The sequence below is a fragment of the Microtetraspora fusca genome (genome assembly GCF_001570365.1).
GTDB lineage: Bacteria > Actinomycetota > Actinomycetes > Streptosporangiales > Streptosporangiaceae > Microtetraspora > Microtetraspora fusca.
Genome location: NZ_BBYK01000054.1, coordinates 39,595 through 63,308, shown reverse-complemented (window position 1 = coordinate 63,308; position 23,714 = coordinate 39,595). Strand labels below are relative to the sequence as shown.

Below are 23,714 nucleotides of genomic sequence, written 5' to 3'. Positions count from 1 at the left end.
CGTGCCGACCCAGCGACAGATCATCGCGCCCCTGCTCACCGTGCCACTGCTCGCCGCGCCCCTGCTCTCCTTCGCCGCGCCCGCGGCGGGTCCGCGTCCGGCCGCGGTTTCAGCTCCCGCGCCGTCGCCGTCGCCGATGGTCCGGGGGCGGCAGCTGTACGGGATCAGTTGCGCGAGCTGCCACGGCCAGCGGGGCGAGGGCTCCCAGTACGGCCCGAGCCTGAAAGGCGTGGGAGCGGCGAGCGCGGACTTCTGGCTCTCCACCGGCCGGATGCCGCTGCCGAACCCGCGGGCGCTGCCGAGACACGGCCCTCCCGCCTTCGGCCGGCGGGACATCGACGCCCTGGTCTCCTACGTCGCCTCGTTCGGGCCCGGCCCCGCCATCCCGGCCGTGGGCAAGGGGAACGTACAGCAGGGTCTGACGATCTACCTGCGCGACTGCGCCGCCTGCCACTCCTCCACCGGCGAGGGCGGCGCGCTGCCCGCCGGGCGGTACGCCCCGTCCCTGACGGGGACGGCGCCCGTCCAGATCGCCGAGGCCGTACGACTCGGGCCGGGGGCGATGCCGAAGTTCGGCCGGGGGACGCTCAGCGACGGCGCGCTCAACTCGGTCATCGCGTACATCCGCACGCTGCCGCGCACGTCCGGCGCGGGCGGCTGGCCGCTCGGCGGGGTCGGCCCGGTCACCGAGGGCGTCGTGGCGTGGGTGCTCGGCCTGGGCGTGCTGCTGCTCGTCATCCGGGCGCTCGGAAAGCGGGCGCGATGAACGGGCGGGGACGCCGGACCGCGGAGCGGCTCGTCGCGGCGGCGTTCGCGCTCACCGTGCTCGCCGCGGTCTCCTTCGCCGCGGTCTACGTCCTCGGGAACCAGACGCAGCTCCTCGGGCTCGCCCTGTGCCTCGCCTTCGCCGGCCTGGCCGCCGGGTTCGCCGTGTGGGCCGCACGCCTGCTCCCGCAGGGGCCGTACGTGGAGGAACGGGAGGCGATGATCTCGCCTCCCGAGGCCCGGCGCGCCTTCACCGCCGAGTTGGACGCGGACCAGGAGCCGGTCGTCCGGGCGGCCCTGCCGCGCCGGATGCTCATGCTCGCCCTCGGCACGCTCGGCGTGGCGCTCGTGTTCCCGATCCGGTCGCTGCTGTTCCACGGGCCCACGCCCTGGCGGGCGCTCCGCCGTACCGCGTGGCGTGACGGCGTCCGGCTCGTGAACGCGGACGGCGCGCCGCTGCGGCCCTCCGACATCGCACTCGGCGGGATCGTGACGGCGTTCCCCGAGGGACGCCTCAAGGACGACCACGCCATGACCGTGCTGCTACGCGTCAACCCGGCGCGGCTCGCGCTGCCGCGCGGGCGGAAGGCGTGGACGGTGGACGGCGTCGTCGCCTACTCCAAGATCTGCACGCACGCGGGCTGCCCGGTCGCGCTGTACGTGCAGACCGCCGAGCAGCTCGTGTGCCCGTGCCACCAGTCGGTGTTCGACGTCCTGAAGGGCGCCTCGCCGGTCGCCGGGCCCGCCGCGCGGTCGCTCCCCCAGCTTCCGATCGGCGTGAACGCCGAGGGGGTGCTGGTCGCGCGGGGCGACTTCCCCACTCCGGTCGGACCGGGCTACTGGAGGTCGGCATGATCACCAGATGGGCCGTCCGCCGCGTGCTGTTGTGGCTGGACGGCAGAGTGCGGATCGCGTCCGTGACCAGGAAGACGCTGGCCAAGGTCTTCCCCGACCACTGGACGTTCATGCTGGGCGAGATCGCCCTCTACTCCTTCGTGTCGCTGGTCGCGACGGGCGTCTTCCTCACGTTGTTCTTCGAACCGAGCCCGGCCGAGACCGTCTACACCGGCGCGTACGGCCCGATGCGCGGGGTGCGGGCGTCCGCGGCGTACGCGTCGGCCGTGACGCTGAGCTGGGACGTGCGGGCGGGCCTCCTCATGCGGCAGACCCACCACTGGTCGGCGCTCGTCTTCCTCTCCGCGATCGTCGCGCACCTGTCCCGGATCTTCCTCACCGGCGCGTTCCGCAAGCCGCGCGAGATCAACTGGGTGATCGGGCTGACGATGTTCCTCCTCGGGATCGCCACCGGCTTCGCCGGCTATTCCGTGCCCGACGACCTCCTGTCCGGCACCGGGCTCAGGATCGCCGCCGCGACGCTGCTGTCGGTGCCGGTGGTCGGGCCGTGGGCGGCCTTCCTGCTCTTCGGCGGCGGGTTCCCCGGGACGTCGATCATCCCCCGGCTCTACATCCTGCACGTGCTCCTGCTGCCCGGCGCGATCGCCGCCCTGATCGGCGCGCACCTCGCGATCCTGATCCGGCAGAAGCACACGCACTTCCCCGGCCCCGGCCGCACCCAGGACAACGTGGTGGGCTCCAAGATGTGGCCGACGTACGGCTTCCGGTCGCTGGCCCTGATGTGCGCCGTGTTCGCCGTCACGTTCGGGCTCGGCGGCCTGGTCCAGATCAACCCGGTGTGGGTGTGGGGCCCGTTCCGGCCGAGCGGGGCCACCTCCCCGGCGCAGCCGGACTGGTTCCTCGCCTGGGTCGAGGGGGCGCTTCGGCTGTATCCCCCGTACGAGTTCCGGATCTTCGGCTATCTGGTCCCGGCGCCGTTCGTGCCCGGCGTGGTCATGCCCGCGCTGACCTTCCTCGTGCTGTACCTGTGGCCGTGGCTGGACCGGCGGCTCACCCGTGGCCGGGGCCGCCACCAGGTGCTCGACCGGCCGCGGGACAGCCCGGCCAGGGTGGCCGCCTGGGCGTGGGGCGCGTCGTTCTACGGCCTGCTGCTGCTCGCCTCCTCGGACGACGTGGTGGCGCGCTATTTCCAGATCCCCGTCTTCGGGATCGTCCGTACGATGCGGATCGTCGTACTGGTCGTCCCCGTGGCGATCGGGGCCGTGGCGTACGTGCTGGCGCGGGCGCTGCGCGAGGACCCGGAGGCGACGCTGCTCGACCTGCGGTGGCGGCGGATCGCCGCCGTGATCCGCCGTCGGCCGCCCGATGTGGAGGGCGGCGAGCGGCGTGCGGCGGGGGCGGAACGGCCCGCCGCGTCCGGGGAGGAGGGGGCCGGCGCGTGAGGTGGGACGACCGCATCGAGGTCTGGCGCCAGCCGGACGGCTACTGGCGCTGGGAGTACGTGCGCCCGGCGCACGGCTCCTTCCCCGAGGTCCGACTGCTCGCCAACATGGCGTACGCGGAGCGGGAGGAGGCGTGCCACAGCGCCGCCACGTCCTATGCCGGGGTCCCGATCCAGGACGCGCCGCACCGGAGCCGGCGCACGGGACGCGGCGTCGCCCGCCGCGCGGCCCGCGCCGCGCTGCTCCTCGCCGTGGCCGTCACGGTGTGGCGGCTCCAGCGGCTCCTGTTCCGTCGTGCCGTACGGCGAGCAGCCGGCGCACCCGCGCGACGGCGGGGTGGCCCGGCGGGGCGAGCCGGAGGAAGCGCCGGAGCGTGCGCCGCCCGGCGGGCGGATCGGCGGTGAGTTCGGCGGCCCCGAGGACGAGCAGCAGCTCGTCGTCGTCCGGGGAGCGCGCGAGCAGGGGCCGCAGCAGCGCGACGGCCTCGGCGGGACGGCCCGCCTTCAGCAGGGCGAGCCCGAGGAGGCGCGGGATCCGCGGGTCCTCCGGGAGCAGCGCGGCGGCCTCGCGGTAGGCCCGTACGGCGCCCTCGGCGTCACCCATGGAGTCGAGGGTCCGGCCGAGGGAGACGAGGTCGGCGGGGCCGTCCGCGCGCGGTGCGGGCGGTGGCGCCGCCCGCGCGTCCGGCCGGGCCAGCAGCAGCGCGAGGACGCCCGCGGCCACGGCGGCGGCCGGCAGCGCGATCCCGGCGCGACGCGGGCGAGGAGCGGGCGAACCGCGTTCCCGGTCCCGGCGCAAGGAACAGGTGCGGCGTCGTCCGCGCAGGAGAAGCGCGAGGACGGCCGCGCAGCCGACGGCGAACACGACCACGGGCAGCGCCCACAGGATCGCCGACGCGCCCGACACCGGGGGCGAAAGCAGGAACGCCGGGCCGTACCGGCTCGCGAAGAACTGCCGGATCTGGTCGGGATCGTGCCCCTGGGCGAGCTGCCGTCCGATCTCCTCGCGCACGGCCCGGGCCATGGTCGAGGACGACTCGGCGGCGGACAGCCCCTCACAGTCGGGACAGCGCAGCCCCGAGGCGATCTCGGCCACCTCGGTGGCGCGGTCCGCCGGCTCCCGCTGCGCCGACCGCCACACCGCCAGCGCCGCGAGCGCGAGCAGGACGGCCAGGCCGCCGGTCGCCACACGGGCGGCCAGGCTCCGGCCGGTCAAGGGACGCCCGAACCTGGGACGGCTGAGAGCGAGGCGGCCGAGAACGGAGCGGCCAGGATGACGACGGCCGCGTGCGGGACGGCCCAGGGTGGGGCACGCTGGCCGGCGTCCGGAGGCGGGGCGGTCACGGCGGCGGACGGCGATCACGCGGCCAGCTCCGGCAGGACGTTCGCCTCGATCCACTCCTCGGTGAGGGGGCCGACGCGGCGGCGGACGATCACGCCGTTCCGGTCGAGCAGGAAGGTCTCCGGCACCCCGAACGCGCCGAGCTCGACCGCCAGCCGCCCGTCCGGATCGAACAGGTGCGGGAACCCGCCGTCGCCGGACTCCTCGAGGAAGGCCCGCGCCGCCGGCCGCCCGTCGCGCGTGTCCACGCCCACCGCGCGCAGCCCCCGGGGGGCGTATCGCCGCACGGTGTCCAGCAGCAGCGGCAGTTCCTCCCGGCAGGGGCCGCACCAGGAGGCCCAGACGTTGACCAGCACGACGTGCCCGCGCAGCCCGGCGAGCCGGAAGTCCCGCCCGTCCAGGGTGCTTCCCGCGAGGTCCGGCGTCCGCCGGATCACGGCCGGGTCCGTGCTCCCCTTCCTGGCCAGGCCGTACGCGAGGACGGCCGCGAGGATCGTCGCCAGTACCACGGCGAGGGCCGGGCGCAGCCGCCGCACGCGGGGCAGGGCCCCCACCACGCGGGATCCCCTCGGCGCGTCCCCCTCCCGAACGCGGGATCCGGCCGGCGCGTTCTCTGCCGGAGCCCCCGCTCGCGATGTGCGGGCCTTCGCCCGCGCGTCCCCGGCCCGATCCTCCGTACGCGTGCCCCTCGGCGTGCGGCTCATCGCGTTCCGGCCTCCTCCCGCGCCGTCGTCGCCGCCCCGTCCGGCGGACGCGGAATGGCCGCCCGCCGCCTCCGGCCCTGCGGTACGGCGGCCACGCCGCCCGCCACGATCAGGCCGCCCGCCGTCCAGAGGAGGACCATCAGCGGGTTCACCGCGACGCCGATCTCCGCCGACCGCGTGGCGGGGTCGATCTCCGTCACCGTGAGGTACACGTCGTCGAACGGGCCGGTGCGGATGGCGGGGTTCGCCACGGGAGGGGCGCCGCTCGCCGGATAGAGCACCAGCGACGGCCGGAACACGCCCAGCGGCCACCCGTCATGCGACAGGCTCACCCGGGCCGTACCGGTCAGGCTGTCCCCGGTCCGCACCTCCTCGGTGCCCTCCATGCGCACCCGGTAGCCGCCGACGTCGAGGACCTGCCCCGTCGCGAGCCGCGCCCGGCCCTCCTGCGCGTACGCGGACGAGCCGGTCACGGCCACGGCGGCCAGCGCGATCCCGGCGTGGACGAGCAGGCCGCCGAGACGGCGGCGGACCGCGCCGCGCGCGAGCGTCGTCCCGCCCCGGCTTTTGATCGTCTCCGCCGCGCGGGTCGCGACCGCCGCCAGGGCGAACGCCCCGAGGCCGAAGGCGAGCAGCGGCAGGGGCCGGTGGCGGCCGGTCAGGCCGAGCAGGGTGACGGTCAGCGCGCCGAGCGCGACGGGGACGCGCAGCCGCCGGGCGAGGATGCGCCGGTCCGCCCGCGCCCAGGGCACCAGCGGGGCCGCGGCCATGGCCGCGAGCAGCGCCAGCGCGGGCGGGATCGCCATCCGGTCGAAGTACGGCGGGCCGACGGTGACCGGCGTCCCCCGCACGGCCTCCACGACGAGCGGGGCCAGCGTGCCGAGGAGCACCGTGAAGGCGAGGGTCGTCAGCAGCACGTTGTTGACGAGGAACAGCAGGTCGCGGGAGAAACCCGGCCTGAGCCCCGGCCCGGCGCCGGACCGGTCGGCGTGCCGGGCGAGCAGCCCGCCGGTGGCGACCAGCGCCGCGGTGAGCAGGCCGAGCAGCGCCGGGCCGACGGCCGAGGCGGTGAAGGAGTGGACGCTGCTCACCGCCCCGCTGCGGGTGAGGAAGGTGCCGGTCAGCACGAGGAGGAACGCGGCGACCGCGAGCGAGACGTTCCAGCGCCGCAGCGCGCCGCGCCGTTCCTGCACCATCAGCGAGTGCAGCAGCGCCGTGGTCACGAACCACGGGACGATCGAGGCGTTCTCCACCGGGTCCCACTCCCAGTAACCACCCCAGCCGAGCACGCCGTACGACCACCAGGCGCCGAGCACGATGCCCGCGGTCAGGGGGATCCAGGCGAGCAGGGTCCACCGCCGTATGGTCCGCACTCCGTCGCGCCCGCCGTCCCCGGTGAGCAGGCCGGCGACGCCGTACGCGAACGGCACGACGAGGCCGGTGTACCCGAGGTAGAGCAGCGGCGGGTGGATCCCCATGAGCGGGTGGCCGCGCAGCAGCGGGTTCGGGCCGGGCCCGTCAGTGGGTACGGCGGCGGCCGGCTCGAACGGGTTCGCGGCCAGCAGGGTGAGCGCGAAGAAGCACCCGCACACCAGCGTGATCACCGTCATCGCGACCGGCCGCCGCGGGTCCTCCCCCCGCTGGCGGCCGGCCGCCCAGGCGAAGCCGGCGAGCGCGAGCAGCCACAGCACCATCGAGCCTTCGAGCCCGGACCACAGGCTGGTGACCGTGTAGTACGGCGAGACGTCCCGGCCCCCGTGCCCGGCCACGAAGGCGACCCCGAAGTCGCGGGTGAGCAGCGCGTTCTCCAGCACGGCGAACGCGGCCGCCGCGCAGCCGAGCGCCGCCGCCGTGGCCGCGACGGCCGTACGGCGCCTCGCCGGGCGGGGCCAGGCGAGGGCGGCCACCGCGGACGCCGCCGCGCCCAGGGCGAGCGCGAGGGTTCCGAGCAGGCAGTTCACGGGGTGGCGGCCTCGGCTCGGTACTCGTTGGAGTGCTTCACCATGAGGCGGTCAGAGCGGAAGAGGCCGTCCGGGCCGGTGATGCCCTCGACCACCGCTCCCTGGCCCTCACGGAAGACCGGTGGCCGCTCGCCCTGATAGGCGACCCGCAGGACGGCCGTGCCGTCGGAGAGCAGGAAGAGCAGCACGCTCCCCTCGCGGTGGACCGAGCCCGGCACGACGACTCCCCCGACCCGGGTGCGCCGGGCCAGGGCGGCGTGGCTCTGCGCGATCTCGCTGGGCGTCCGGTAGTAGACGAGCCCGTCCCCGAGCCCGGAGACCGCCAGGCACGTGAGCGCGATCCCGGCGGAGAAGACGAGCAGCAGCGGCAGGCGCCGCGACGACACGAACTTCACGACCGCCTCCTTCCGGACCAGGCGGCGTAGCAGCCCCAGGTCACGGCGGTGAGCAGGTAGCCCGCCCACACCCATCCCGCGCCCGTGACGGACGCATCCGTCACGCCGGTCACGCCGCGGCCCTCAAGGGCGCGGGCTCCACGTCCTCGCGGGGCCGGGTCGGGGTCTCGAGCGCGGCGGCGAGAGAGCGGTACCGCCGCGCGACCACCCAGGCTCCGGCCAGCAGGAAGGCCGCGATCCCGGCGAGGAGCGCGACGAGCATCGGCGGGTCGATCGGCACCGCCCCGGACGGCTTGAGCAGCGACGGCGGCTGGTGCAGCGTCCGCCACCACAACACGGAGAAGTGGACCACCGGCATCGCGGCGGCCACCAGCGGTCCCGCCAGCGCCGCCCGGCGAGCCCCCGCGCCCGCCTCGCCGGGCCAGGCCCGTACGGCGAGGCAGCCGAGCGCCAGCAGCAGCATCGCCGCGGTGCTGACCAGGCGCGGGTCCCAGGTCCACCAGACGCCCCACACGGGCCGGGCCCACAGGACACCCAGCGCGATGGTGAGGGCGGTGAGACCGGCGCCCAGCTCGGCCGCCGCGCGGCCCAGCCGGTCCCACCGCTCGGCGCGGCGGGCCAGGTACAGCACGTTGGCCGCCACCATGACGGCGAAGGCGGCGTACGCGGTGAGCACCGCGGGCACGTGGACGTACATCAGGCGCTGGGCCTCGCCCTGCACCGCGTCCGTGGGAGCGGCGAGCAGGCCGAGCGGCGCGGCAAGGCCCGCGGCGATCAGTGCGGCCGCCCCGAGCAGGCGGCGGCGGTGCGCGCCGCCCGCGTTCGTCTTGTCCCTGGAAGACACCTTGTCCCTGGAAGACACCGTCATCCCCTCACAGGAAGTAGTCCCGGGGAGGCTATTCAGGGCTCCGCCTCCGGGCGCGGCGCGCCTCGCCGAGGCGGCCCAACCGTGGGCGTGAAATGACCCGGGTGGGAGTCACCCGCGTCCGGGACGCCGTGTTCCCTCTGTTCGGGGGGCGGGTGGATCGTCGGCGTCACGGCGCGTTCCCGGAGGCGGGGAGGACGAGATGATCAGGGGCTATGTCGAGCAGCCGAGCCCGCGTGCCGGAGGCCTGCTGACGTTGCGGGCGGCGACCGAGCGCGCGCGGGCCCAACTCGCTGCGTCCCTGGTGCAGGCCCACCACCCGTCCGGCCTCCAGGAGTTCGACGATCGCGGCGGCGAGGTCGGCGGGCCGCTCGGCGACGAGGTCGTCGGGGAGGTCGCGCACGGCCGCCTCGATCTCGGCCCGGTCGGGCTCCGGCCCGAGGAAGTCGTCCGTCCAGCGGAACGCGCTCTGCCGCCCGAGGCAGGCGATCAGCCCGTACAGCGCGCAGCCCACGCGCGTAGAAGCAGCCCAGGCCCGCCGGGCGGGCCCAGCCGCCGTCCCAGAGGCTGCTTGGCCAGGCATTCGATCCGCCCGCGCTCGCAGCGATAGAAGGAGGCGACCTCCAGCATGTGCCCGCCGGCGCCCGGCGGCAGGTCCACCTCCTCGGTGAGGTCGCGTACGCGGCTGCCCTGCGCGTCGACCACGAGCCCGGCCGCACGCTCGACCGGCGAGGGAGGAAAGGCGCTGTACGGGTGGCTGAGGTGGTGCGAGACGAGGACGATCGGCGCCTCCGGCCGGAGGTGGAGCGTCTCACGCAGCTCCGCGCGGTACGCGTCGAGGTTCTCGATCTCGGTGTCCGACGAGTAGCCCTCGACGACCAGGTCGACCGGCTCGGCCAGGATCGGCATTATTTAAGAGATCAATCTGCAGCACAGCGGGAGATCCGGGAATCAGCCGCGGGGAGCCGGGTCCGGGGTGATGCGGCGGGCCCCAAAGGCGCGGCGACGCGAGGCCGAAGAGCACCACCGATGGGTGCGACCGGGCCTCGCGCGGCGGCGGACGGCCCGAGACTTCCGGGTGCGGTGCTCACTCTCGGCGACGATCCGTACGTGCCGCCCGGCCGCCGATCAGGGGCATGATGGGCCGGGCGGACAAGAGGACCCGCCCCTTTTCGGTGTTCCGGACGAAGCCGGGCGGCCCGGCCGTACCTAGGCTCGCCGCATGACGGTCATGACCCATGATCTGGTGCTGGCGGGAGCCAGAGTGCTCGACCCGGAAACCGGCCACGACGCGGTCGCGAACGTGGGGGTGACCGGCGCGACCATCACGGCGGTGTCGCCCGGCCCGCTCCAGGGACGCGAAACGCTCGACGTCTCCGGACTGGTGCTCGCCCCGGGCTGGATCGACCTGCACAGCCACTCCCACACCATCGCCGGTCACCGCCTCCAGGCGCTCGACGGCGTGACCACGGCCCTCGACCTGGAGGCGGGCGTCGCGCCGGTCGGCGAGGCCTACGACGCGGCCGCCGCCGAGGGGCGACCGCTCAACTACGGGTTCTCCGCCTCCTGGGCGCAGGCCAGGATGACGGCCGTCGGCGACCTTCCCCCCGGCGGCGGCCTCGCCGCGGGGCTGAGCCACCTCGGCGACCCCGCCTGGCAGCGCGAGGCGACCCCGCGCCGGCTCGACGCGCTGTTCGAGCTGATCCGCGCCGACCTCGCCGCCGGAGCGCTGGGGATCGGCCTGCTCGTCGGCTACGCCCCGCGGGTGGCCCCCGAGGAGTACCTGGCCGTGGCCGGGCTCGCGGCCGAGGCGGGCGTGCCGACCTACACGCACGCCCGCGACCTCGTCGAGCAGACGCCCGACATCCCGATCGACGGCGCGACGGAGGTGACGCGCGCCGCGGCGGCCACCGGGGCCCACATGCACTACTGCCACGTCAACAGCACGTCCCTGCGCCAGGTCGACCGGGTGCTCGCCCTCATCGAGCACGTACGCGCCGAGGGCGCACGGGTGTCCACCGAGGCCTACCCGTACGGCGCGGGCATGACCGGCATCGGCGCGACCTTCCTCGCCCCCGAACTGCTCGGCAACAGGGGCATGCGGCCGGACTCGCTCGTCTACGCCCCGACAGGGGAACGGGTGGCCGACGCGGCGCGGCTGCGCGAGCTGCGCGCCGCCGACCCGGGCGGCCTGGTGATCGTCCATTTCCTCGACGAGGACGTCCCGGCGGACGTGGCCGTCATGGACCGCGCGCTGCTCGGCGAGGACACCGTGATCGGCTCCGACGCGATGCCGCTGACGTGGACGGGAGGCGAGCGGCCGGATCCGATGGCGTGGCCGCTGCCGCCGCGGGCCGTCACCCATCCCCGTACGGCGGGCACGTTCTCCAAGGTCCTGCGCCGCTACGTCCGGGAGACGGGACGCCTGTCGCTGATCGAGGCGGTGCGCCGGTGCAGCCTGCTGCCCGCGCGGGTGCTGGAGGAGTCGGTGCCCGCCATGCGGCGCAAGGGCCGGGTGCAGACGGGGTGCGACGCCGACCTGGTCGTCTTCTCCCCCGAGCTCGTCAGCGACCAGGCCACCTACGCGGACAGCACCCGGCCCTCGACCGGCTACGCCCACGTGCTGGTCGGCGGACGGCACGTTGTGCGCGACGGCGAGCCGGTCCTCGACGCGCTGCCCGGCCGCGCGATCCGCCGCTGACACCGCCGAGCGCACGCGCGGCCCGCCCCCAGCGAGGGGGCGGGCCGCGCGTGCGTGAAGGGGATCAGTTGCCGTAGAGGCGGTCGCCGCCGAGCCAGTACCAGTAGCCGCACTTGGTCGGGTACCTGCCGTACAGGCCGATCTGGCAGACCTGGACCTGGACGCTCCGCAGGTCGGACCGCTGGACGCTGAAGCTCTTGGAGCCGCCCGCCCCGCAGTACTTGTACGACTTGAAGCTGGGCGAGACGTCGTCCACGTCGTCCAGGTCCTGGAAGCGGAACCTCACGTACGCGCACTTGCCGCCCTGGCGCTCGGTGCGGCTGTCGAGGTCCCACAGCTTGCCGGTGACCTGAACGCTGTTGGAGGTGTCGTCGTCCCAGTAGACGTCGATGTAGCCGTTGGCCTTGGCGAAACGGCCTTTCGACCAGTACGGGCCCCAGTAGGGGTTGTTGCCGGCGGAGGCGGAGGCCGCGCCGGCGGTGGTGGCGGTGGAGGCGCTCGCGGCGGTCGCGGCCGCCGGGACACCGAGGGCGACGGTCGCGCCGACGGCGGAGAGAGCGAGCAGGTTACGGATGGAGCGACGCATTTCGGTTCCCCCCACATTCGAGGACGGGTGCTGCCGGGGTTGCACCTCAGTGATAGGCGCACCCGCCTGCACGCCGCTTTCGGGAAGCGGGCGACCGCCTGCACGCCGCTTGCAGGCGCCTGTACGCGTGCCGACGGCGAGCCGCGTTCCGCATCCTTGCGCCGAAACCGCGGGGCGCGGCACGGGTGTGCCGCGCCCCGGGCCTCACGGGGAGAAACGCTCCGTCAGAGCTTCAGGCCCACCAGCAGCGGGTCGTGGTCGGAGGAGCGGTAGGCGTCCGGCGCGTACAGGTACGGCGGGTTGAACTCGGTGTTGTAGTCCATGAACCGGCCCTCGTCGCTGTTGATGTGCCAGATGGTGGCGCCGGTCACGAGCTTGCTCAGCTTCTTGTCGGCCAGGGCGTGGTCGAGCTCGCCGGAGAGGCCCTCGAAGACGTAGCTGTAGCGGTCCTTCACCGAGACGTACTTCTTGCTCAGGCTGGTCAGTCCGCCCGCCTCCAGCGTGTGGATCGGGTCCTCCTCGCCATACGCGTTGATGTCGCCGAGGACGAGCGTGTTCTGCAGCTTCAGGCTGTCGATCAGGGACAGCAAGGCCTGGGCCTGCTTGGTCCGCTTGGCGTTGTAGCAGCTCTGGCCGTCGCCCTGGTCGGCGTCGGCGCCGGTGGCGGGACCGTCGACGTCGCTGCAGCCCTTGGACTTGAAGTGGTTGACCAGCACGGTGAAGGTCTGGCCGTTCCCCTGCGCCTTGCGGAACGTCTGGGCCAGCGGCGGCCGGTTGAAGATCGGGTCGGAGGAGGACTGCGCCGGGCCCACCGGGGTGACCTTGGCCGGCTTGTAGATCAGCGCGGTCTGGATCAGGTCGGTGCCCGGGTTGGGGTGGGTGATCGCCTTGTACGTACCCGCGCCGGCCTTGGCGTTGAGGGCGTCGACCAGGGTGTTCAGCGCCACGTCGGAGTTGCGCTCGACCTCCATCAGCCCGGCCACGTCGGGGTCGAGCCCGGTGATGTTGGCGACCAGCTTGGCGAGCTGCCTGTCCCGCTCGGCCGCGGTGGTCGCGCCCCGGGACTTCAGCGTGGTGAACCAGTTGAGCGTGTTGAGGCTCGCCACCCGGACGTCGCCGCCGACCTTCGCCGGCTGGACGGGACGCGGGTTCGCCGGCTCGAACTCGAAGGGCTGGAGGGGCTGGATCCGGTAGGCGTCGAAGCCGTAGGTGAGCACACCGGTCAGATCCTTGACCCGGTCGCCGATCCGGACGGTGTTCAACCCGGTCGAGTGGTACGGCAGGGTCGCCGGGTTCTGGACGTTGAACCCGTCGTCGAGCAGGATCGTCCGCCGCGCGTCCTTCTCGGTGTCCACGTTCTTGCGGTCGGTCGGCTGCCACAGCCGGCCGCCCTCCGCGAGGGTGATCTCGCCGAACCGGCCGAGGTTGTAGATCTCGGAGGCCGCCAGGTCGCCCTTGAAGGTGACGAGCATGCCCTCGTACCGCTCGAAGGTGACGCCCTTCTTGAGCGGCAGCTTCACCTTGGTCGGCGTGATGACGCCGGTGCCGCACACGTTGACCGCGGTGGCCGGCGAGATCTCGGTCAGGCCGTTGTACTCGACGACCTTGCCGGAGACGCGCACGCGGTCACCGACCTTCACCGGCGACGAGGAGTACACGAACAGGCCCTCGGACGTGGCGGGGTCCGCGTCCGGCGTCGGGTCCTGGATGTAGAAGCCGCCGAACTGGCCGGCCCCCTGGTAGGCGCCGACGACGACGCCCTCGACCCGGACGTCCGTGCCGGCGAGCGGGCTGACGTCGCCGCTCCCCTGCACCTGCGCGATCCGGTGTGTGATCGGGGTGTCACACGTCGCCTCCGGAGTGGGGCTCGCTGTGGGGCTCGGGCTGGCCGAGGGCGAGCTCGACGGCGAGGCGGAGGGGGAGGTCGACGGGGACGGCTCGCCGCCGCACGGCGCGGGCGGCGTGGCCGCGTTGCGCGGAGCGGGGGCCCCGGCGTCGAAGTCGGCGCCGTTGTCGCCGCTGTCGGCGCAGCCGCCGTTCTTGCGGATCGCGGCGGTGGCGTTCGTGAGACCGGGCGCGGGGCTGCCCTTGTAGAAGTTCGCCGCGCCGTACCCGACCAGGTCGGCGACGAGCGCCATCTGGTCGTCGGTGCAGGGGGCGGTGGAGCCGTTGCAGGCCAGGCCGTCGGCGGAGCTGACCAGGGCCACCTTGCCCGCCGTACCGCTCATGTTGATGGTGCCGACGTTGTCGGGCGTGGGCAGCGCCCCGCTGGGCGTGGTGCCCGCGGCGAGCTGGACCAGGTGGTACTGACCGGGGGCCAGGGTGCCGGTCAGCGCCGTCTTGTTGGCGGAGAAGTTCCCGGTTCCGCTGGCGCTGGTGTACTGCACCGACCACCCGTCAACGGATACGGGGGCGGCGCCGCGGTTGAAGAGTTCGATGTAGTCGTTGGTGAAGGGGGCGCCGGAGTTTCCGCCTCCGCCGTACACCTGGCTGATGACGACGGTGCTCTGCGCCGCGACGGCGGGAGTTGAGGGAAGGGCGGCGATCGTGCCGGCGGTGACGCCGGCGGTCGCGATGATCGCGAGTGCCCGGGGCAATGCACGCATGGGCAAAAAGGTAAAGCGCCACCCATCCGTACATCGCCTCTAATGCATGGATAGTTAGTGAATTCGCAATATCGACACTTCCTGTCGATGACCGGCGTCATGATCTGGCGTCATATGACCTGGCGGCCCGCCGGGCCTTCCCCTCGCTTCGCGCCGATCCACGGCCATCGCCGATCTCGGCACCTCTCCCCGGGACGCCGATCTCTCTCACGCCGCGGCCGAACCGGCGCCGGAACTCCAAACCGAACCCCGCTCCGGCGACCGCTCCAAGGCACGCTCCGGAGCACCGAGAGGTCCCAACGGCTCGCGACGACCTCGGTGTGCACGAACCTTGGCCGGGGCCGGTCCGGTCGATGTCGTACGGGATCAGACCCCGACCCCACCTTCGGCGGCCCTTCCGGCCAGCCCTGATACGCATATGGATATCGGCGGTCAAGGGATATCGATATTGGACATGATGTGACGGTTCTGGTCTGCTCCTCGCAGAAGATCGACAAAGTGAGGAGCTTGTCATGCGGAACTCCCCCACCTTCGCTTCCGGGGCACGGCTGCGCGCCGCGCTGGGCGCGGCCGTCCTGACCGCCTCCGCGCTGTTCGGCAGCACCGCTTACGGCGCCACCGACGCCGTGAACACGGCAGGCCACAGCGCGGCCGCACCAGGGGTCGCCCAGGGCGGCCTGATCGTCCGCGACGACCTGCAGGCGCTGTTCCGCCAGGCGGGAGTGCGCGGAACCTTCGCGCTCTTCGACGTGAAGCGCGGGCGGACCACGGTCGTCGACGCCGCGCGGGCGCGGAAGAGGCTGATCCCGGCCTCGACGTACAAGATCCCGCACAGCCTCATCGCCCTGGAGACCAAGGCCGTCAAGGACGAGAACGAGGTGATCCCGTACGGCGGGCAGCCGCAGCCGTTCCCCGAGTGGGAGCACGACATGAACCTGCGCGACGCGGTGCGGGTGTCCAACGTCCCGGTGTTCCAGACGCTCGCCCGCCGGATCGGCCTCAAGCGGGAGAACCAGTGGGTGAACCGGCTGAACTACGGCAACCGGCGGATCGGCCCCGTCGTGGATCGCTTCTGGCTCGACGGCCCCCTTGAGATCTCGGCGATCGAGCAGACGCGCTTCCTCTCCCGGCTGGCCCGTCAGCAGCTCCCGGCGTCGAAGCGCAACCAACTCACGGTGCGCGAACTGCTGAAGGTCGAGGAGAAGGACGGCTACGCGCTGTTCGCCAAGACCGGATGGGGCATGTCGACCACGCCCAACATCGGCTGGTGGGTGGGCTGGGTCGAGCGCGGCGACAGCCTCCACACCTTCGCGCTCAACATCGACGTCAACGCCGACAAGGACACCGAGAAGCGGATCCCCCTCGCCCGCGACCTGCTGACGGCTCTCGGAGTCCTCCCGAAGGCCTGACCGGGTTCGACAGACGTCGCGACCCATGAGACAGTCCGCTGCCATGACCTCGCCGCGCACGGAATCCGCCTCCCCCGGACACCCGTCCACCGGGCTCGCGGCGACGTCACGCGCCCCCGCGCCCCAAGGGCGGCGGGCGGTCCCCGACCGCCGTGTGATCGCGATCGTCGTGGGGACGAACCTGGCCATCTCGCTCGGCTACTACGCGATGGTGGCCCACCTGGTCGCGCACCTGCACCGCGACCTCGGCATGCTCGCCGGGACCGTCACCGCGGTCCTCGGCGTGCGTGTCGCGGTGCAGTACATGCTGTTCCTTCCCGTCGGCGCGCTCACCGACGTGATCGGCCCGGCGCGCGCGGGGGCCCTGGCCTGTGCCCTGCGGATGGCGGCGTTCGCACTGCTGGGCGTCACCGGCGGAGTCGGCGAACTGCTCTGCGCGGCCGTGCTCATGGCGGTGGGCGGCGCGCTGTTCCACCCGGCCGCGCAGTCCCTGCTCGCCGGGGTGGCGCCGGCGCGCCGCTCCCGGGGCTTCGCCGCCTATCTGATCAGCGGCGAGCTCGGCGCCGTGGTGGGGCCGCCCGTGGGTCTCCTCCTCCTGCTGGCGGGTGGGTTCGGGCTGCTGTCGGCGGTGACGGCGGGCGCGTGGGCGGTCGGCGTCGTGCTGTTCACGCTGCTCCGCCGCGCTCCCGGCCCGGCTTCACCTACGGACACCGCTTCACATGGGGACGCTTCACATGTGGACATGGAGGCGGTTGCGGAGGCGGCCCCGCCTACGGGCACCGGGGCGGCGCGGCCGGATGTACGGAGGATCGTCGCCGGGGTGTCGGCGGTGCTCCGGGACCGGGGTTTCCTCCTGTTCGCTCTGGCAGCGGCCCCCATCACGCTGCTCACCTCCCAGGTCGCGACCGTGGTCCCGCTCAGGGGAGTCGACGCCGGCACGACGACCCTGTTCTTCTCGGTGGTGGCCGTGACCACGGCCGCGATCCAGCCGTGGTGCGCCGCCGCCGGCCGGGGCGAGCGCCCCTGGCTGCTCAGAAGCGGGCTGCTCTGCGCGGGCGGCGGCTACCTGATGCTGATCGCGATTCCGCCCGCCGGGGCCGGCCGGATCACCGTGCTGGTGGTGGCCGCCGTACTGCATGGACTGGCCTCCGGCCTCACGCAGGCGGCGCTGTTCCAGACCGTCACCCGCTGCGCGCCGTCCGGACGGTTCGGGGCCTATTCCGGGCTCCTCAACTTCCTTTCCGGCGTGGTCGCCCTGGCGGGGAGCTTCGCCGCCGGGGCGCTCTTCGACGCCGGGAACCGGGGAGCGGCGACGGCCCTGGCCGGTCTCGGCCTGGTCGCTGTGGTCACCGCCGCCGCCGTGCGACTCCCCCACTCCCGAGTGACACGCGCCCCGTCTCCGCGTTGACACGCTCCCCGGCCGGAAGCCGAAGGCCGGAGCCCTGCGGGCGACACTGGTAGCGCTCCTTTATGAGCGACGGCCGACGTGCTCCGGTTGCGAGGTACCGAAGCCATCCAGATGATGAGAACATGTGTTGTCGCCATTCGAAAAGGCGCCATGAGCGGTTCGACCCCCGCCCCCCCCGCCTCGTCCGCGCCCCCGGTCCGGGCGCCTTCGGACGTGGACCCCTTTCGACCACTGAGGAGACGCTCCGGAATGGCCCGTACCGACAACGGCGACAACCTGCTGAAATGCACGTTCTGCGGAAAGAGCCAGAACGAGGTCAGCCGGCTGATCGCCGGGCCGACCCCGCTGTGCATCTGTGACGAGTGCGTCCGGCTCTGCAGGGAGCTCATCGAGGAGGAGAGCGCCGAGTCGTCCGCCCCGACCCGCGACGACCTGCCGAAACCGCGGGAGATCCACGCGTTCCTCGACCAGTACGTCATCGGCCAGGACAGCGCGAAGAAGGCGCTCTCCGTGGCGGTCTACAACCACTACAAGCGCGTACGGGCGGCGGCCGGAAGAAGCGGCTCCGCGGGCGAGGAGCCGGTGGAGCTGGGCAAGTCCAACATCCTGCTGGTCGGCCCGACCGGCTCCGGCAAGACGTACCTCGTCCAGCGGCTCGCCCGGCTGCTCGACGTCCCGTTCGCGATCGCCGACGCCACCGCCCTCACCGAGGCGGGCTACGTCGGCGAGGACGTCGAGAACATCCTGCTCAAGCTGCTCCAGGCCGCCGACCACGACGTGAAGAAGGCCGAGACCGGCATCGTCTACATCGACGAGATCGACAAGATCGCACGCAAGAGCGAGAACCCGTCGATCACCCGCGACGTCTCGGGCGAAGGTGTCCAGCAGGCCCTGCTGAAGATCATTGAGGGCACCGTGGCGAGCGTGCCGCCGCAGGGCGGGCGCAAGCACCCCCAGCAGGAGTTCATCCAGATCGACACCACGAACGTGCTGTTCATCGTCGGCGGAGCCTTCGCCGGTCTGGAGCAGATCATCGAGCAGCGGGTCGGCCGCGGCCGCGCGGGGTTCGGCGCCGCCCTCCGCACCGCCCAGGCGGGGGACGGAGCCGACGCGCCGGCCGACGTCACGCCGCAGGACCTGCTGAAGTTCGGGCTGATCCCCGAGATCGTCGGCCGGCTCCCGGTCGTGGCCACCCTGCACCCGCTGGACCGGACGGCGCTGACCCGGATCCTCACCGAGCCGCGCAACGCGCTGCTCAAGCAGTACCGCAGGCTCTTCGAGCTCGACGGCGTCGAGCTGGAGTTCACCGCCGACGCGGTGGACGCGATCGCCGACCAGGCGCTGCTGCGCCGCACCGGCGCCCGGGGAGCCCGCGCCATCCTCGAAGAGGTCCTGCTCAACGTCATGTACGAGGTGCCCGGCCGCGACGACGTCGCGCGGGTCGTGATCGACCGGGAAACCGTGCTCCACAACGTCAACCCGACCCTCGTGCCTCGCGGGCGCCCCGGCCACGGACGGCGGAGCCAGGAGAAGTCCGCCTGAGCGGCTCCCCCACAGCGCGTGGTACCGCTTCGGCCGTCCCAGGTCATTGCCCGAGCCCCGGAGCCGTGCCCCGCGCTCGACCTGCTGTTCGCAACGCCCGGTTGAACGCGACGCTGACGAACCGACCGCCGGCGGGCGAAGCCGGGGCGTACACCGTCGCAGCGCGACCGTGCGTGTAACAGCGTGAGTACGCCGGAATCTGATCGCACCAGGAGCGGTAATACGTCGGATAAGCCGCATACGCCCGATGTGAACCAATGTGGCGATTGATGCGTCGTTCGATCTGGGAGGCCCGATGGATGTTCTGGACCGCCTCGCCGAGGAACTACGCTTCGAGTTCCTGGTGATCGCGGCGCTGCATTGCGAAGCCGAGCTGCTGCTGGCCGCTTCCAGCCGCTGACTCGAGGACGCGCGCCTACTCCCTGCCGGGAAGGCGCGCGTCCCTTTCCCACTCCATGCCGCCGGCAGCGGTGGCGTATCGACCCGAGCGTCGATCAGGCGAGTATCAGGTCTGCTGGAGCAGGCGAACGAGAAGTCACGCTGATGAGCCCGAGAGGGCCTGCCTTGGCGTTCCTGGTCGTTCCAGAGCTACTGGCCGGTGTTCTCCCGAACGTGACCCCAGCCCCGAAGTGACGCTCGGAAAGGCACAGGGCCGTCAGACCGGTTGGTCTGACGGCCCTGTTCGGCCGGTTCATGGTCAGGCCTTGTTGTAGGTGTTCTTGGTCCAGAGGTAGGAGACCGCGGCGATGCCGGCGCCGTCGAGCACGTCCTTGTCGCCGTCCTTGTCGCCGTCCTTGTCGCCGTTCTTGTCGGGGCAGGACTTGCGCGGCCCGTTCGCCGCGATGGCCGGGTTCGTCATGATGCCGCTCCTCAAAGGCCGCTGATCAGAGGCTGCGGGCGGCGATGTCGCCGTTGGAGGTTGTGGCCTGGATGTGGAGTTCCGCGGTGCCGTCGTTCTTGAGGGCGTTGGTGATGCGGCCGTGGGTGGTGCCGGCGTCCAGGGAGGCCGACACGCCGGCGGCGGCGCCGACCGAGATGTCGCCGGACTGGGTGCGCAGCACGACCTTGCCGCCCGTGGCCTCGGTGATCCGGATGTCGCCCCGTGCGGTGCTGATCTGCGCGGGGCCGCCCAGGCGGCCGACCTCGACGTCGCCGTCGGTCGCGGTGAGGTGGAGGCTCGCGGTCTCGTCGAGCTTGATCTGGCGGTAGGCGCCTTCGAAGGTGACGTCGCCGAGGCGGCCGACGGTCCGGAGTTCGGCGCCGGCCGTCTTGGCCTCGACGCGGGAGCCGCCGGGCAGCTTGACCGTCACCTCGATGGCTCCGGTCGGGCCGAGGTACTGGTTCTTCACCGGGGTCTCGATCCGCAGGACGCCGTCGGCGTATTCGACCGTGGTCTGCTCCGCCGCCTTCACGTCGCGGCTCTTGGAGGAGTTCGCGGGAAGGACCTCGACCGTGGTGTCGGCCCGGTCGGCGGCGATGACCTGGACGCGTCCCGCGGGGATGTCGAGGACGGCGGAGATCGGGGCGGGGGTGTCGAACTTCTGCATCGTGTGCTCCTTGTGCCGCGTTGTTTCTGACACCAGAAACGCTACGTTGCATTCCAAAAGCTTGCAACATCGGCGTTGCATAGAATCGACATCTACGCAGGTAGATGCCGAGAAACTGTTGCAACGTTCTTGAAGCTTAACGCAATGACGATCGCCCGATCATTGCAATGCACTGAAGCTGAACGCTATGGTGGAGGCGTCAGGGAACACCGAGCAGCGCCACGGAGCGCCCGTGGGGCATGAAGGGGGTCGTGATGCCGGGAGGCAGGCTCACCCAGCAGGAACGCCAGCAGATCGCGCTGGGGCTGGCCGACGGCCTCGCCTACGCCGAGATCGCCCGCCGTCTCGACCGTCCGACCTCCACGATCACGCGTGAGGTGACGCGGAACGGCGGCCCCACCGGCTACCGCGCCGACCTGGCCCACCGCGCCACCCAACAGCGCACCCACCGGCGCAGGCAGGCCCCGCCCCGAGGGGCGCAGGCGTCCCCGCAGCCCCACGGACGCGACGCCGAGGCCGTGCGCGACTACCAGGAGACCCTCACCACCGTCTTCATGACCTCGGGCCTGCCCAAGATGATGGCCCGGGTGCTGGGCTGCCTTTACACGACCGACACCGGCAGCCTCACCGCCTCCGAACTCGCCCAGCGCCTCCAGGTCAGCCCGGCGTCCATCTCCAAAGCGATCACGTTCCTGGAGAACCTGGACCTCATCCGCCGGCAACGCGACGAACGCCGCCGCGAGCGCTACGTCGTCGACGACGACCTCTGGTACCAGTCGATGATCCGCAGCGCCCGGTCCAACGACCAGGTCGTCGAGGCCGCCCGGCAGGGCGTCGGCATCCTCGGCCCCGGCACCCCGGCCGCCACTCGCCTGGAGAACGTCGCCCGCTTCCTCGACTTCGTCAGCGAGGGCCTCATCCGCGCCGCGGAGCAGGGCCGCGAGGTTCTCTACACCAAAACCGAAACGACCTCAGACGGCACCGCCAAGCCGAGCCAAGAGCACGGACAGACAGCCGTCCCGACGGCCACGGCATGAGACGAAACCGGCCGTGTCGTCTTTCACCTGCGCCACCCTTGTGGACCGCCCACACCTCGGGCCGCGGCGGTTCGCGACAGCGCCGGCATCGTTTTCATGTGTGCGTTTCACAGGCCGTTTACACCAACCCATGAAACAGACCTCGCCCAAGACAGCCCGCGCCCGGCGACCTGTTTCACAGGCGACCACCTGTGAAACACCCTGCCACCAGCTATGGAACGACCAGTCACGCCAAGCCAGGCCCACCCGGGCTCTTAAGCGTGGCTTTTCGTTCGCCTGCTATATCAGCCCCGTATCTGCGCGGCCCAGCGGGAAAATCGCATGCGCCCACTTCCCCATCGGGTCATTCCGCGCCATTTGAAACAGGCAGTCGGAGCAGCGGGCGTTTGAGTTCGATCCAGGCCCGGAGCTCATCAGCCAGGACGGCCGAGGCGACATAGGGCAAGCAGGGCTGGATGGCGTGGATCTGGTTACGCAGGCGGCGGGACAACCGAATATCGGCCGGCCGGAGAGGTCGCTCGGTGCACAGGCGTGCGGCATTCGCCAGGGTCGTCGTCGCCGCCAGCCAACCCTCTACCGCCTCGTCCATCGTCGGCAAGCCGTCCGCCACATCTGAGTCGCGAACCTCGACGAGCGTGGTGATCAGGTTGACGGCCGCCTCGTCCTCCCGGTCCACACCGCGTTCCGCCGCGTGGCGGTCGAGAACGGTGCGGAGCCGCCACCACCGTGCGCTCTCCGTGGAAGGCCCGCCGGTGCGCTCGGCGACCACGCTTCGGAGACAGTGCCACCAGTCGGTTCGCCGGGGCTCCGCGTCGGGTTCGCGTTTGTCCAGCCAGGCGGCCAGTCGCGGCTCGGCCAGGGGCAGCACGTGGTCGGCGTAGCTCTTGAACATCTGCTCGCTCCCCTGGAAGGACAGCCATGCGTACCGACCTCCCGGGCCGAGCATTTTGAGCACCGTCCCGGACGGTTCCTCCCATTCGTCGGGATCCGTCACCGCGATCAACCCCATCCTCGATGTGGGCTCCCAGTAGTCGACACAGCCGTCGTTATAGGACGGGCGCTCTTGCAGCGTGAACCCACGCGCCTGTACGGCAGCGTGTAACTCACCGACGTCGAGCCGGGGCCGGAAACCGCCGTAGCGGTCCACAAGGGGACTTTCAACCTGATCATCACTGGTGAGCCACGGCAGCCGGTGAGTCTGGGCACCGAAGTAGATGACCGCCCACTCGTCCTGCGGCCGGTCCCGCCACCAGCCGAACTCGACCAGGCCGAAGTCGGAGATCACTCCCGAGGACGCCTCGAACGTGTGGCCATGTCCGAACGTCTCCTCCACATCAGCCAGATCGCTGGTGTGGTCAAAGCCCAGCACCGTGCCTGTGATCATCAAATCGACGAAGAAATCCAGGTCACCCATCGAGGTATTGTCCGGCTAAAGTACAGCGATCGCATCCGTCGGATATCGCCGGACGGACGAACTGTGCACGGTCCGGGAACCTTGTCGCTGAGTCACTCGCCCGGAAGCTCGAAAGAGATCCGTTCCGTTACGACACGGATCCCCCGGTGCGGTCAGTCGTGGGGCAGGAGGATGGGCAGGGCGTGCCGGAACGAGCGGATCCAGTAGGGCCAGGTGTGGGTGCCGTCGCCGTAGAAGTCCTTGGTGATGGTGAGCCCGGCCTTCTCGGCGGCCTCGGCGAAGGTCTCGTTCTGGCGCATGATGCCGGCCTCGCTGTCGCTGCGGGCGACGCCCGTACGCGCGTCGAGCGGGCCGGGGTCGCCGTTGCCGCTCGACACATAGAGGCGTACGCCCTTGAGGCGGGCCACCTGGTCCGCCGGGTTGTCGGCCGCCCAGCCGCTCGGGTCGCCCCACACGTCCTCGCTGTCCACACCGTGGCTTCGCAGAAACGCGCTGAATCCCTCCACGTCGTTGCGGATGTCGAGGACGCCGGAGAGTGAGGCGGCGGCCTCGAACATGCCCGGGTGCCGGGCCGCGTAGCCGAAGGCGCCGAAGCCTCCCATGGAGTAGCCCACGACGGCCCGGCGCCCGCCCACGCCGTACATCGGCTCGATCAGGGCGGGCAACTCGGTCATGTGGAACGCCTCCCATGCCGGGCCGTCGTGCCAGTCGGTGTACCAGCCCATCGGCCCGCCCTCGGGGACGATGACCACGGCGTCGAGGTCGGCCGTCATCCGCTCGACCTCGCCGGTCTTGAGCCAGTCCCAGGCGCCGCCCGCGCAGCAGCCGTGCAGCATGTACAGCGCCCGCCAGCCGCTGGAGCCCTTCTTCCAGGCCGTCGGTCTCATCACCCACACCGACCGCACTCCCCCGATCGCCGGCGAGTCGATCGTGAGCCTGTCGGTCCGCTCGTCCACGACCTCCCGCGACACGACCTTCGCGAGCCTGGCGGAGCCTTGCGTGGAAGCGGGAAGGGATGCCCGCGGCTCGGCCGGAGCTACGCCACTCCGGCATCCGGACAGGAGGACGGCCGATGCGAGCACCAGGAGAAGACGGCGAGTTCTCACGCCGCCTTTCTTCGCGCTCGCCGGCCGCGC

The 23,714-nt window shown here is 72.2% G+C and carries 21 protein-coding genes; 8 read left to right on the top strand and 13 right to left on the bottom strand.

What is annotated here, in order from left to right:
• Position 1 precedes the first annotated feature (1 nt).
• The 3 genes from qcrC to qcrB are packed head-to-tail and all read left to right on the top strand — an operon-like array spanning position 2 to position 3,062.
• Entirely contained in the window at positions 2–766 is a 765-nt protein-coding gene (qcrC, locus tag AWQ68_RS23700) for a cytochrome bc1 complex diheme cytochrome c subunit (protein WP_084464331.1), read from the top strand.
• The gene (locus AWQ68_RS23695) at positions 763–1,620 is read left to right on the top strand and encodes a ubiquinol-cytochrome c reductase iron-sulfur subunit (RefSeq protein WP_066943764.1); all 858 of its coding nucleotides are present in this window, start codon (positions 763–765) and stop codon (positions 1,618–1,620) included. The genes qcrC and AWQ68_RS23695 overlap by 4 nt, the downstream gene beginning before the upstream one ends.
• Positions 1,617–3,062 (top strand): cytochrome bc1 complex cytochrome b subunit, encoded by a 1,446-nt coding sequence (qcrB, locus tag AWQ68_RS23690; protein ID WP_066943763.1) that lies wholly within the window; start codon positions 1,617–1,619, stop codon positions 3,060–3,062. The genes AWQ68_RS23695 and qcrB overlap by 4 nt, the downstream gene beginning before the upstream one ends.
• Positions 3,063–3,320: 258 nt before the next feature.
• On the opposite strand, the gene AWQ68_RS23685 is transcribed toward qcrB, so the two are convergent.
• The 7 genes from AWQ68_RS23685 to AWQ68_RS23655 all read right to left on the bottom strand — a co-directional run bounded on the left by AWQ68_RS23685 (position 3,321) and on the right by AWQ68_RS23655 (position 9,237).
• Positions 3,321–4,277, bottom strand: a complete 957-nt coding sequence (locus AWQ68_RS23685; protein WP_066943761.1) for a cytochrome c-type biogenesis protein CcmH — start codon at positions 4,275–4,277, stop codon at positions 3,321–3,323.
• Between the two features lie 143 nt (positions 4,278–4,420).
• Positions 4,421–4,960, bottom strand: a complete 540-nt coding sequence (locus AWQ68_RS23680; protein WP_084464329.1) for a TlpA family protein disulfide reductase — start codon at positions 4,958–4,960, stop codon at positions 4,421–4,423.
• Between the two features lie 143 nt (positions 4,961–5,103).
• Positions 5,104–7,068: a heme lyase CcmF/NrfE family subunit gene (locus AWQ68_RS23675; RefSeq protein ID WP_066943759.1), complete on the bottom strand. Its 1,965-nt coding sequence runs from the start codon at positions 7,066–7,068 to the stop codon at positions 5,104–5,106.
• On the bottom strand, positions 7,065–7,463 hold the full coding sequence (locus AWQ68_RS23670; RefSeq protein WP_066943757.1) for a cytochrome c maturation protein CcmE: 399 nt from the start codon (positions 7,461–7,463) through the stop codon (positions 7,065–7,067). Before AWQ68_RS23670 ends, AWQ68_RS23675 begins: the two co-directional genes overlap by 4 nt.
• A 109-nt stretch (positions 7,464–7,572) precedes the next feature.
• Positions 7,573–8,331: a cytochrome c biogenesis protein CcsA gene (gene ccsA, locus AWQ68_RS23665; protein ID WP_066943755.1), complete on the bottom strand. Its 759-nt coding sequence runs from the start codon at positions 8,329–8,331 to the stop codon at positions 7,573–7,575.
• 166 nt (positions 8,332–8,497) lie between these two features.
• A complete protein-coding gene (locus AWQ68_RS23660) occupies positions 8,498–8,842 on the bottom strand; it encodes a hypothetical protein (protein WP_066943753.1) in 345 nt (114 codons plus the stop codon).
• Entirely contained in the window at positions 8,818–9,237 is a 420-nt protein-coding gene (locus AWQ68_RS23655) for a hypothetical protein (protein ID WP_066943751.1), read from the bottom strand. The genes AWQ68_RS23660 and AWQ68_RS23655 overlap by 25 nt, the downstream gene beginning before the upstream one ends.
• Before the next feature lie 313 nt (positions 9,238–9,550).
• Here AWQ68_RS23655 and AWQ68_RS23650 point away from each other — a divergent pair, with 313 nt between their 5' ends.
• A complete protein-coding gene (locus AWQ68_RS23650; RefSeq protein ID WP_157545631.1) occupies positions 9,551–11,029 on the top strand; it encodes an amidohydrolase family protein in 1,479 nt (492 codons plus the stop codon).
• 64 nt (positions 11,030–11,093) lie between these two features.
• On the opposite strand, the gene AWQ68_RS23645 is transcribed toward AWQ68_RS23650, so the two are convergent.
• Positions 11,094–11,615: a hypothetical protein gene (locus AWQ68_RS23645; protein ID WP_066943749.1), complete on the bottom strand. Its 522-nt coding sequence runs from the start codon at positions 11,613–11,615 to the stop codon at positions 11,094–11,096.
• A 224-nt stretch (positions 11,616–11,839) separates the two neighbouring features.
• Positions 11,840–14,221 carry an ExeM/NucH family extracellular endonuclease gene (locus AWQ68_RS23640; RefSeq protein WP_066943746.1) on the bottom strand — a complete coding sequence of 794 codons (2,382 nt, stop codon included), beginning with the start codon at positions 14,219–14,221 and terminating at the stop codon, positions 11,840–11,842.
• Between the two features lie 512 nt (positions 14,222–14,733).
• Here AWQ68_RS23640 and blaOXA point away from each other — a divergent pair.
• The 3 genes from blaOXA to clpX all read left to right on the top strand — a co-directional run bounded on the left by blaOXA (position 14,734) and on the right by clpX (position 18,580).
• Positions 14,734–15,630, top strand: a complete 897-nt coding sequence (gene blaOXA / locus AWQ68_RS23635; protein WP_066943744.1) for a class D beta-lactamase — start codon at positions 14,734–14,736, stop codon at positions 15,628–15,630.
• A gap of 43 nt (positions 15,631–15,673) precedes the next feature.
• Positions 15,674–17,038, top strand: coding sequence for an MFS transporter (locus AWQ68_RS23630; RefSeq protein WP_066943743.1), 1,365 nt, complete (start codon positions 15,674–15,676; stop codon positions 17,036–17,038).
• 249 nt (positions 17,039–17,287) lie between these two features.
• A complete protein-coding gene (gene clpX, locus AWQ68_RS23625) occupies positions 17,288–18,580 on the top strand; it encodes an ATP-dependent Clp protease ATP-binding subunit ClpX (protein ID WP_066943741.1) in 1,293 nt (430 codons plus the stop codon).
• 697 nt (positions 18,581–19,277) lie between these two features.
• On the opposite strand, the gene AWQ68_RS42680 is transcribed toward clpX, so the two are convergent.
• Positions 19,278–19,439 carry a hypothetical protein gene (locus tag AWQ68_RS42680; RefSeq protein WP_157545629.1) on the bottom strand — a complete coding sequence of 54 codons (162 nt, stop codon included), beginning with the start codon at positions 19,437–19,439 and terminating at the stop codon, positions 19,278–19,280.
• 25 nt (positions 19,440–19,464) lie between these two features.
• Positions 19,465–20,127: a DUF4097 family beta strand repeat-containing protein gene (locus AWQ68_RS23620; RefSeq protein ID WP_066943739.1), complete on the bottom strand. Its 663-nt coding sequence runs from the start codon at positions 20,125–20,127 to the stop codon at positions 19,465–19,467.
• A gap of 254 nt (positions 20,128–20,381) precedes the next feature.
• Between AWQ68_RS23620 and AWQ68_RS23615 the strand changes: the two genes are divergently transcribed.
• Positions 20,382–21,164, top strand: coding sequence for a GbsR/MarR family transcriptional regulator (locus AWQ68_RS23615; protein ID WP_066943940.1), 783 nt, complete (start codon positions 20,382–20,384; stop codon positions 21,162–21,164).
• A 343-nt stretch (positions 21,165–21,507) separates the two neighbouring features.
• Here the strand turns inward: AWQ68_RS23615 and AWQ68_RS23610 are convergent, their stop codons facing one another.
• Both AWQ68_RS23610 and AWQ68_RS23605 read right to left on the bottom strand, forming a co-directional pair.
• Positions 21,508–22,578 (bottom strand): hypothetical protein, encoded by a 1,071-nt coding sequence (locus tag AWQ68_RS23610; protein WP_066943737.1) that lies wholly within the window; start codon positions 22,576–22,578, stop codon positions 21,508–21,510.
• Between the two features lie 152 nt (positions 22,579–22,730).
• The gene (locus AWQ68_RS23605; protein WP_084464326.1) at positions 22,731–23,549 is read right to left on the bottom strand and encodes an alpha/beta hydrolase; all 819 of its coding nucleotides are present in this window, start codon (positions 23,547–23,549) and stop codon (positions 22,731–22,733) included.
• Positions 23,550–23,714 lie beyond the last annotated feature (165 nt).

Coding starts and splice junctions, on each gene's coding strand:
- AWQ68_RS23695 (WP_066943764.1), top strand. CDS start 763: ATGAACGGGCGGGGACGCCGGACCGCGGAGCGGCTCGTCGCGGCGGCG.
- qcrB (WP_066943763.1), top strand. CDS start 1,617: ATGATCACCAGATGGGCCGTCCGCCGCGTGCTGTTGTGGCTGGACGGC.
- ccsA (WP_066943755.1), bottom strand. CDS start 8,331: ATGACGGTGTCTTCCAGGGACAAGGTGTCTTCCAGGGACAAGACGAAC.
- AWQ68_RS23655 (WP_066943751.1), bottom strand. CDS start 9,237: ATGCCGATCCTGGCCGAGCCGGTCGACCTGGTCGTCGAGGGCTACTCG.
- AWQ68_RS23650 (WP_157545631.1), top strand. CDS start 9,551: ATGACGGTCATGACCCATGATCTGGTGCTGGCGGGAGCCAGAGTGCTC.
- AWQ68_RS23645 (WP_066943749.1), bottom strand. CDS start 11,615: ATGCGTCGCTCCATCCGTAACCTGCTCGCTCTCTCCGCCGTCGGCGCG.
- AWQ68_RS23640 (WP_066943746.1), bottom strand. CDS start 14,221: ATGCGTGCATTGCCCCGGGCACTCGCGATCATCGCGACCGCCGGCGTC.
- blaOXA (WP_066943744.1), top strand. CDS start 14,734: ATGCGGAACTCCCCCACCTTCGCTTCCGGGGCACGGCTGCGCGCCGCG.
- AWQ68_RS23630 (WP_066943743.1), top strand. CDS start 15,674: ATGACCTCGCCGCGCACGGAATCCGCCTCCCCCGGACACCCGTCCACC.
- clpX (WP_066943741.1), top strand. CDS start 17,288: ATGGCCCGTACCGACAACGGCGACAACCTGCTGAAATGCACGTTCTGC.
- AWQ68_RS42680 (WP_157545629.1), bottom strand. CDS start 19,439: ATGACGAACCCGGCCATCGCGGCGAACGGGCCGCGCAAGTCCTGCCCC.
- AWQ68_RS23620 (WP_066943739.1), bottom strand. CDS start 20,127: ATGCAGAAGTTCGACACCCCCGCCCCGATCTCCGCCGTCCTCGACATC.
- AWQ68_RS23615 (WP_066943940.1), top strand. CDS start 20,382: ATGCCGGGAGGCAGGCTCACCCAGCAGGAACGCCAGCAGATCGCGCTG.
- AWQ68_RS23610 (WP_066943737.1), bottom strand. CDS start 22,578: ATGGGTGACCTGGATTTCTTCGTCGATTTGATGATCACAGGCACGGTG.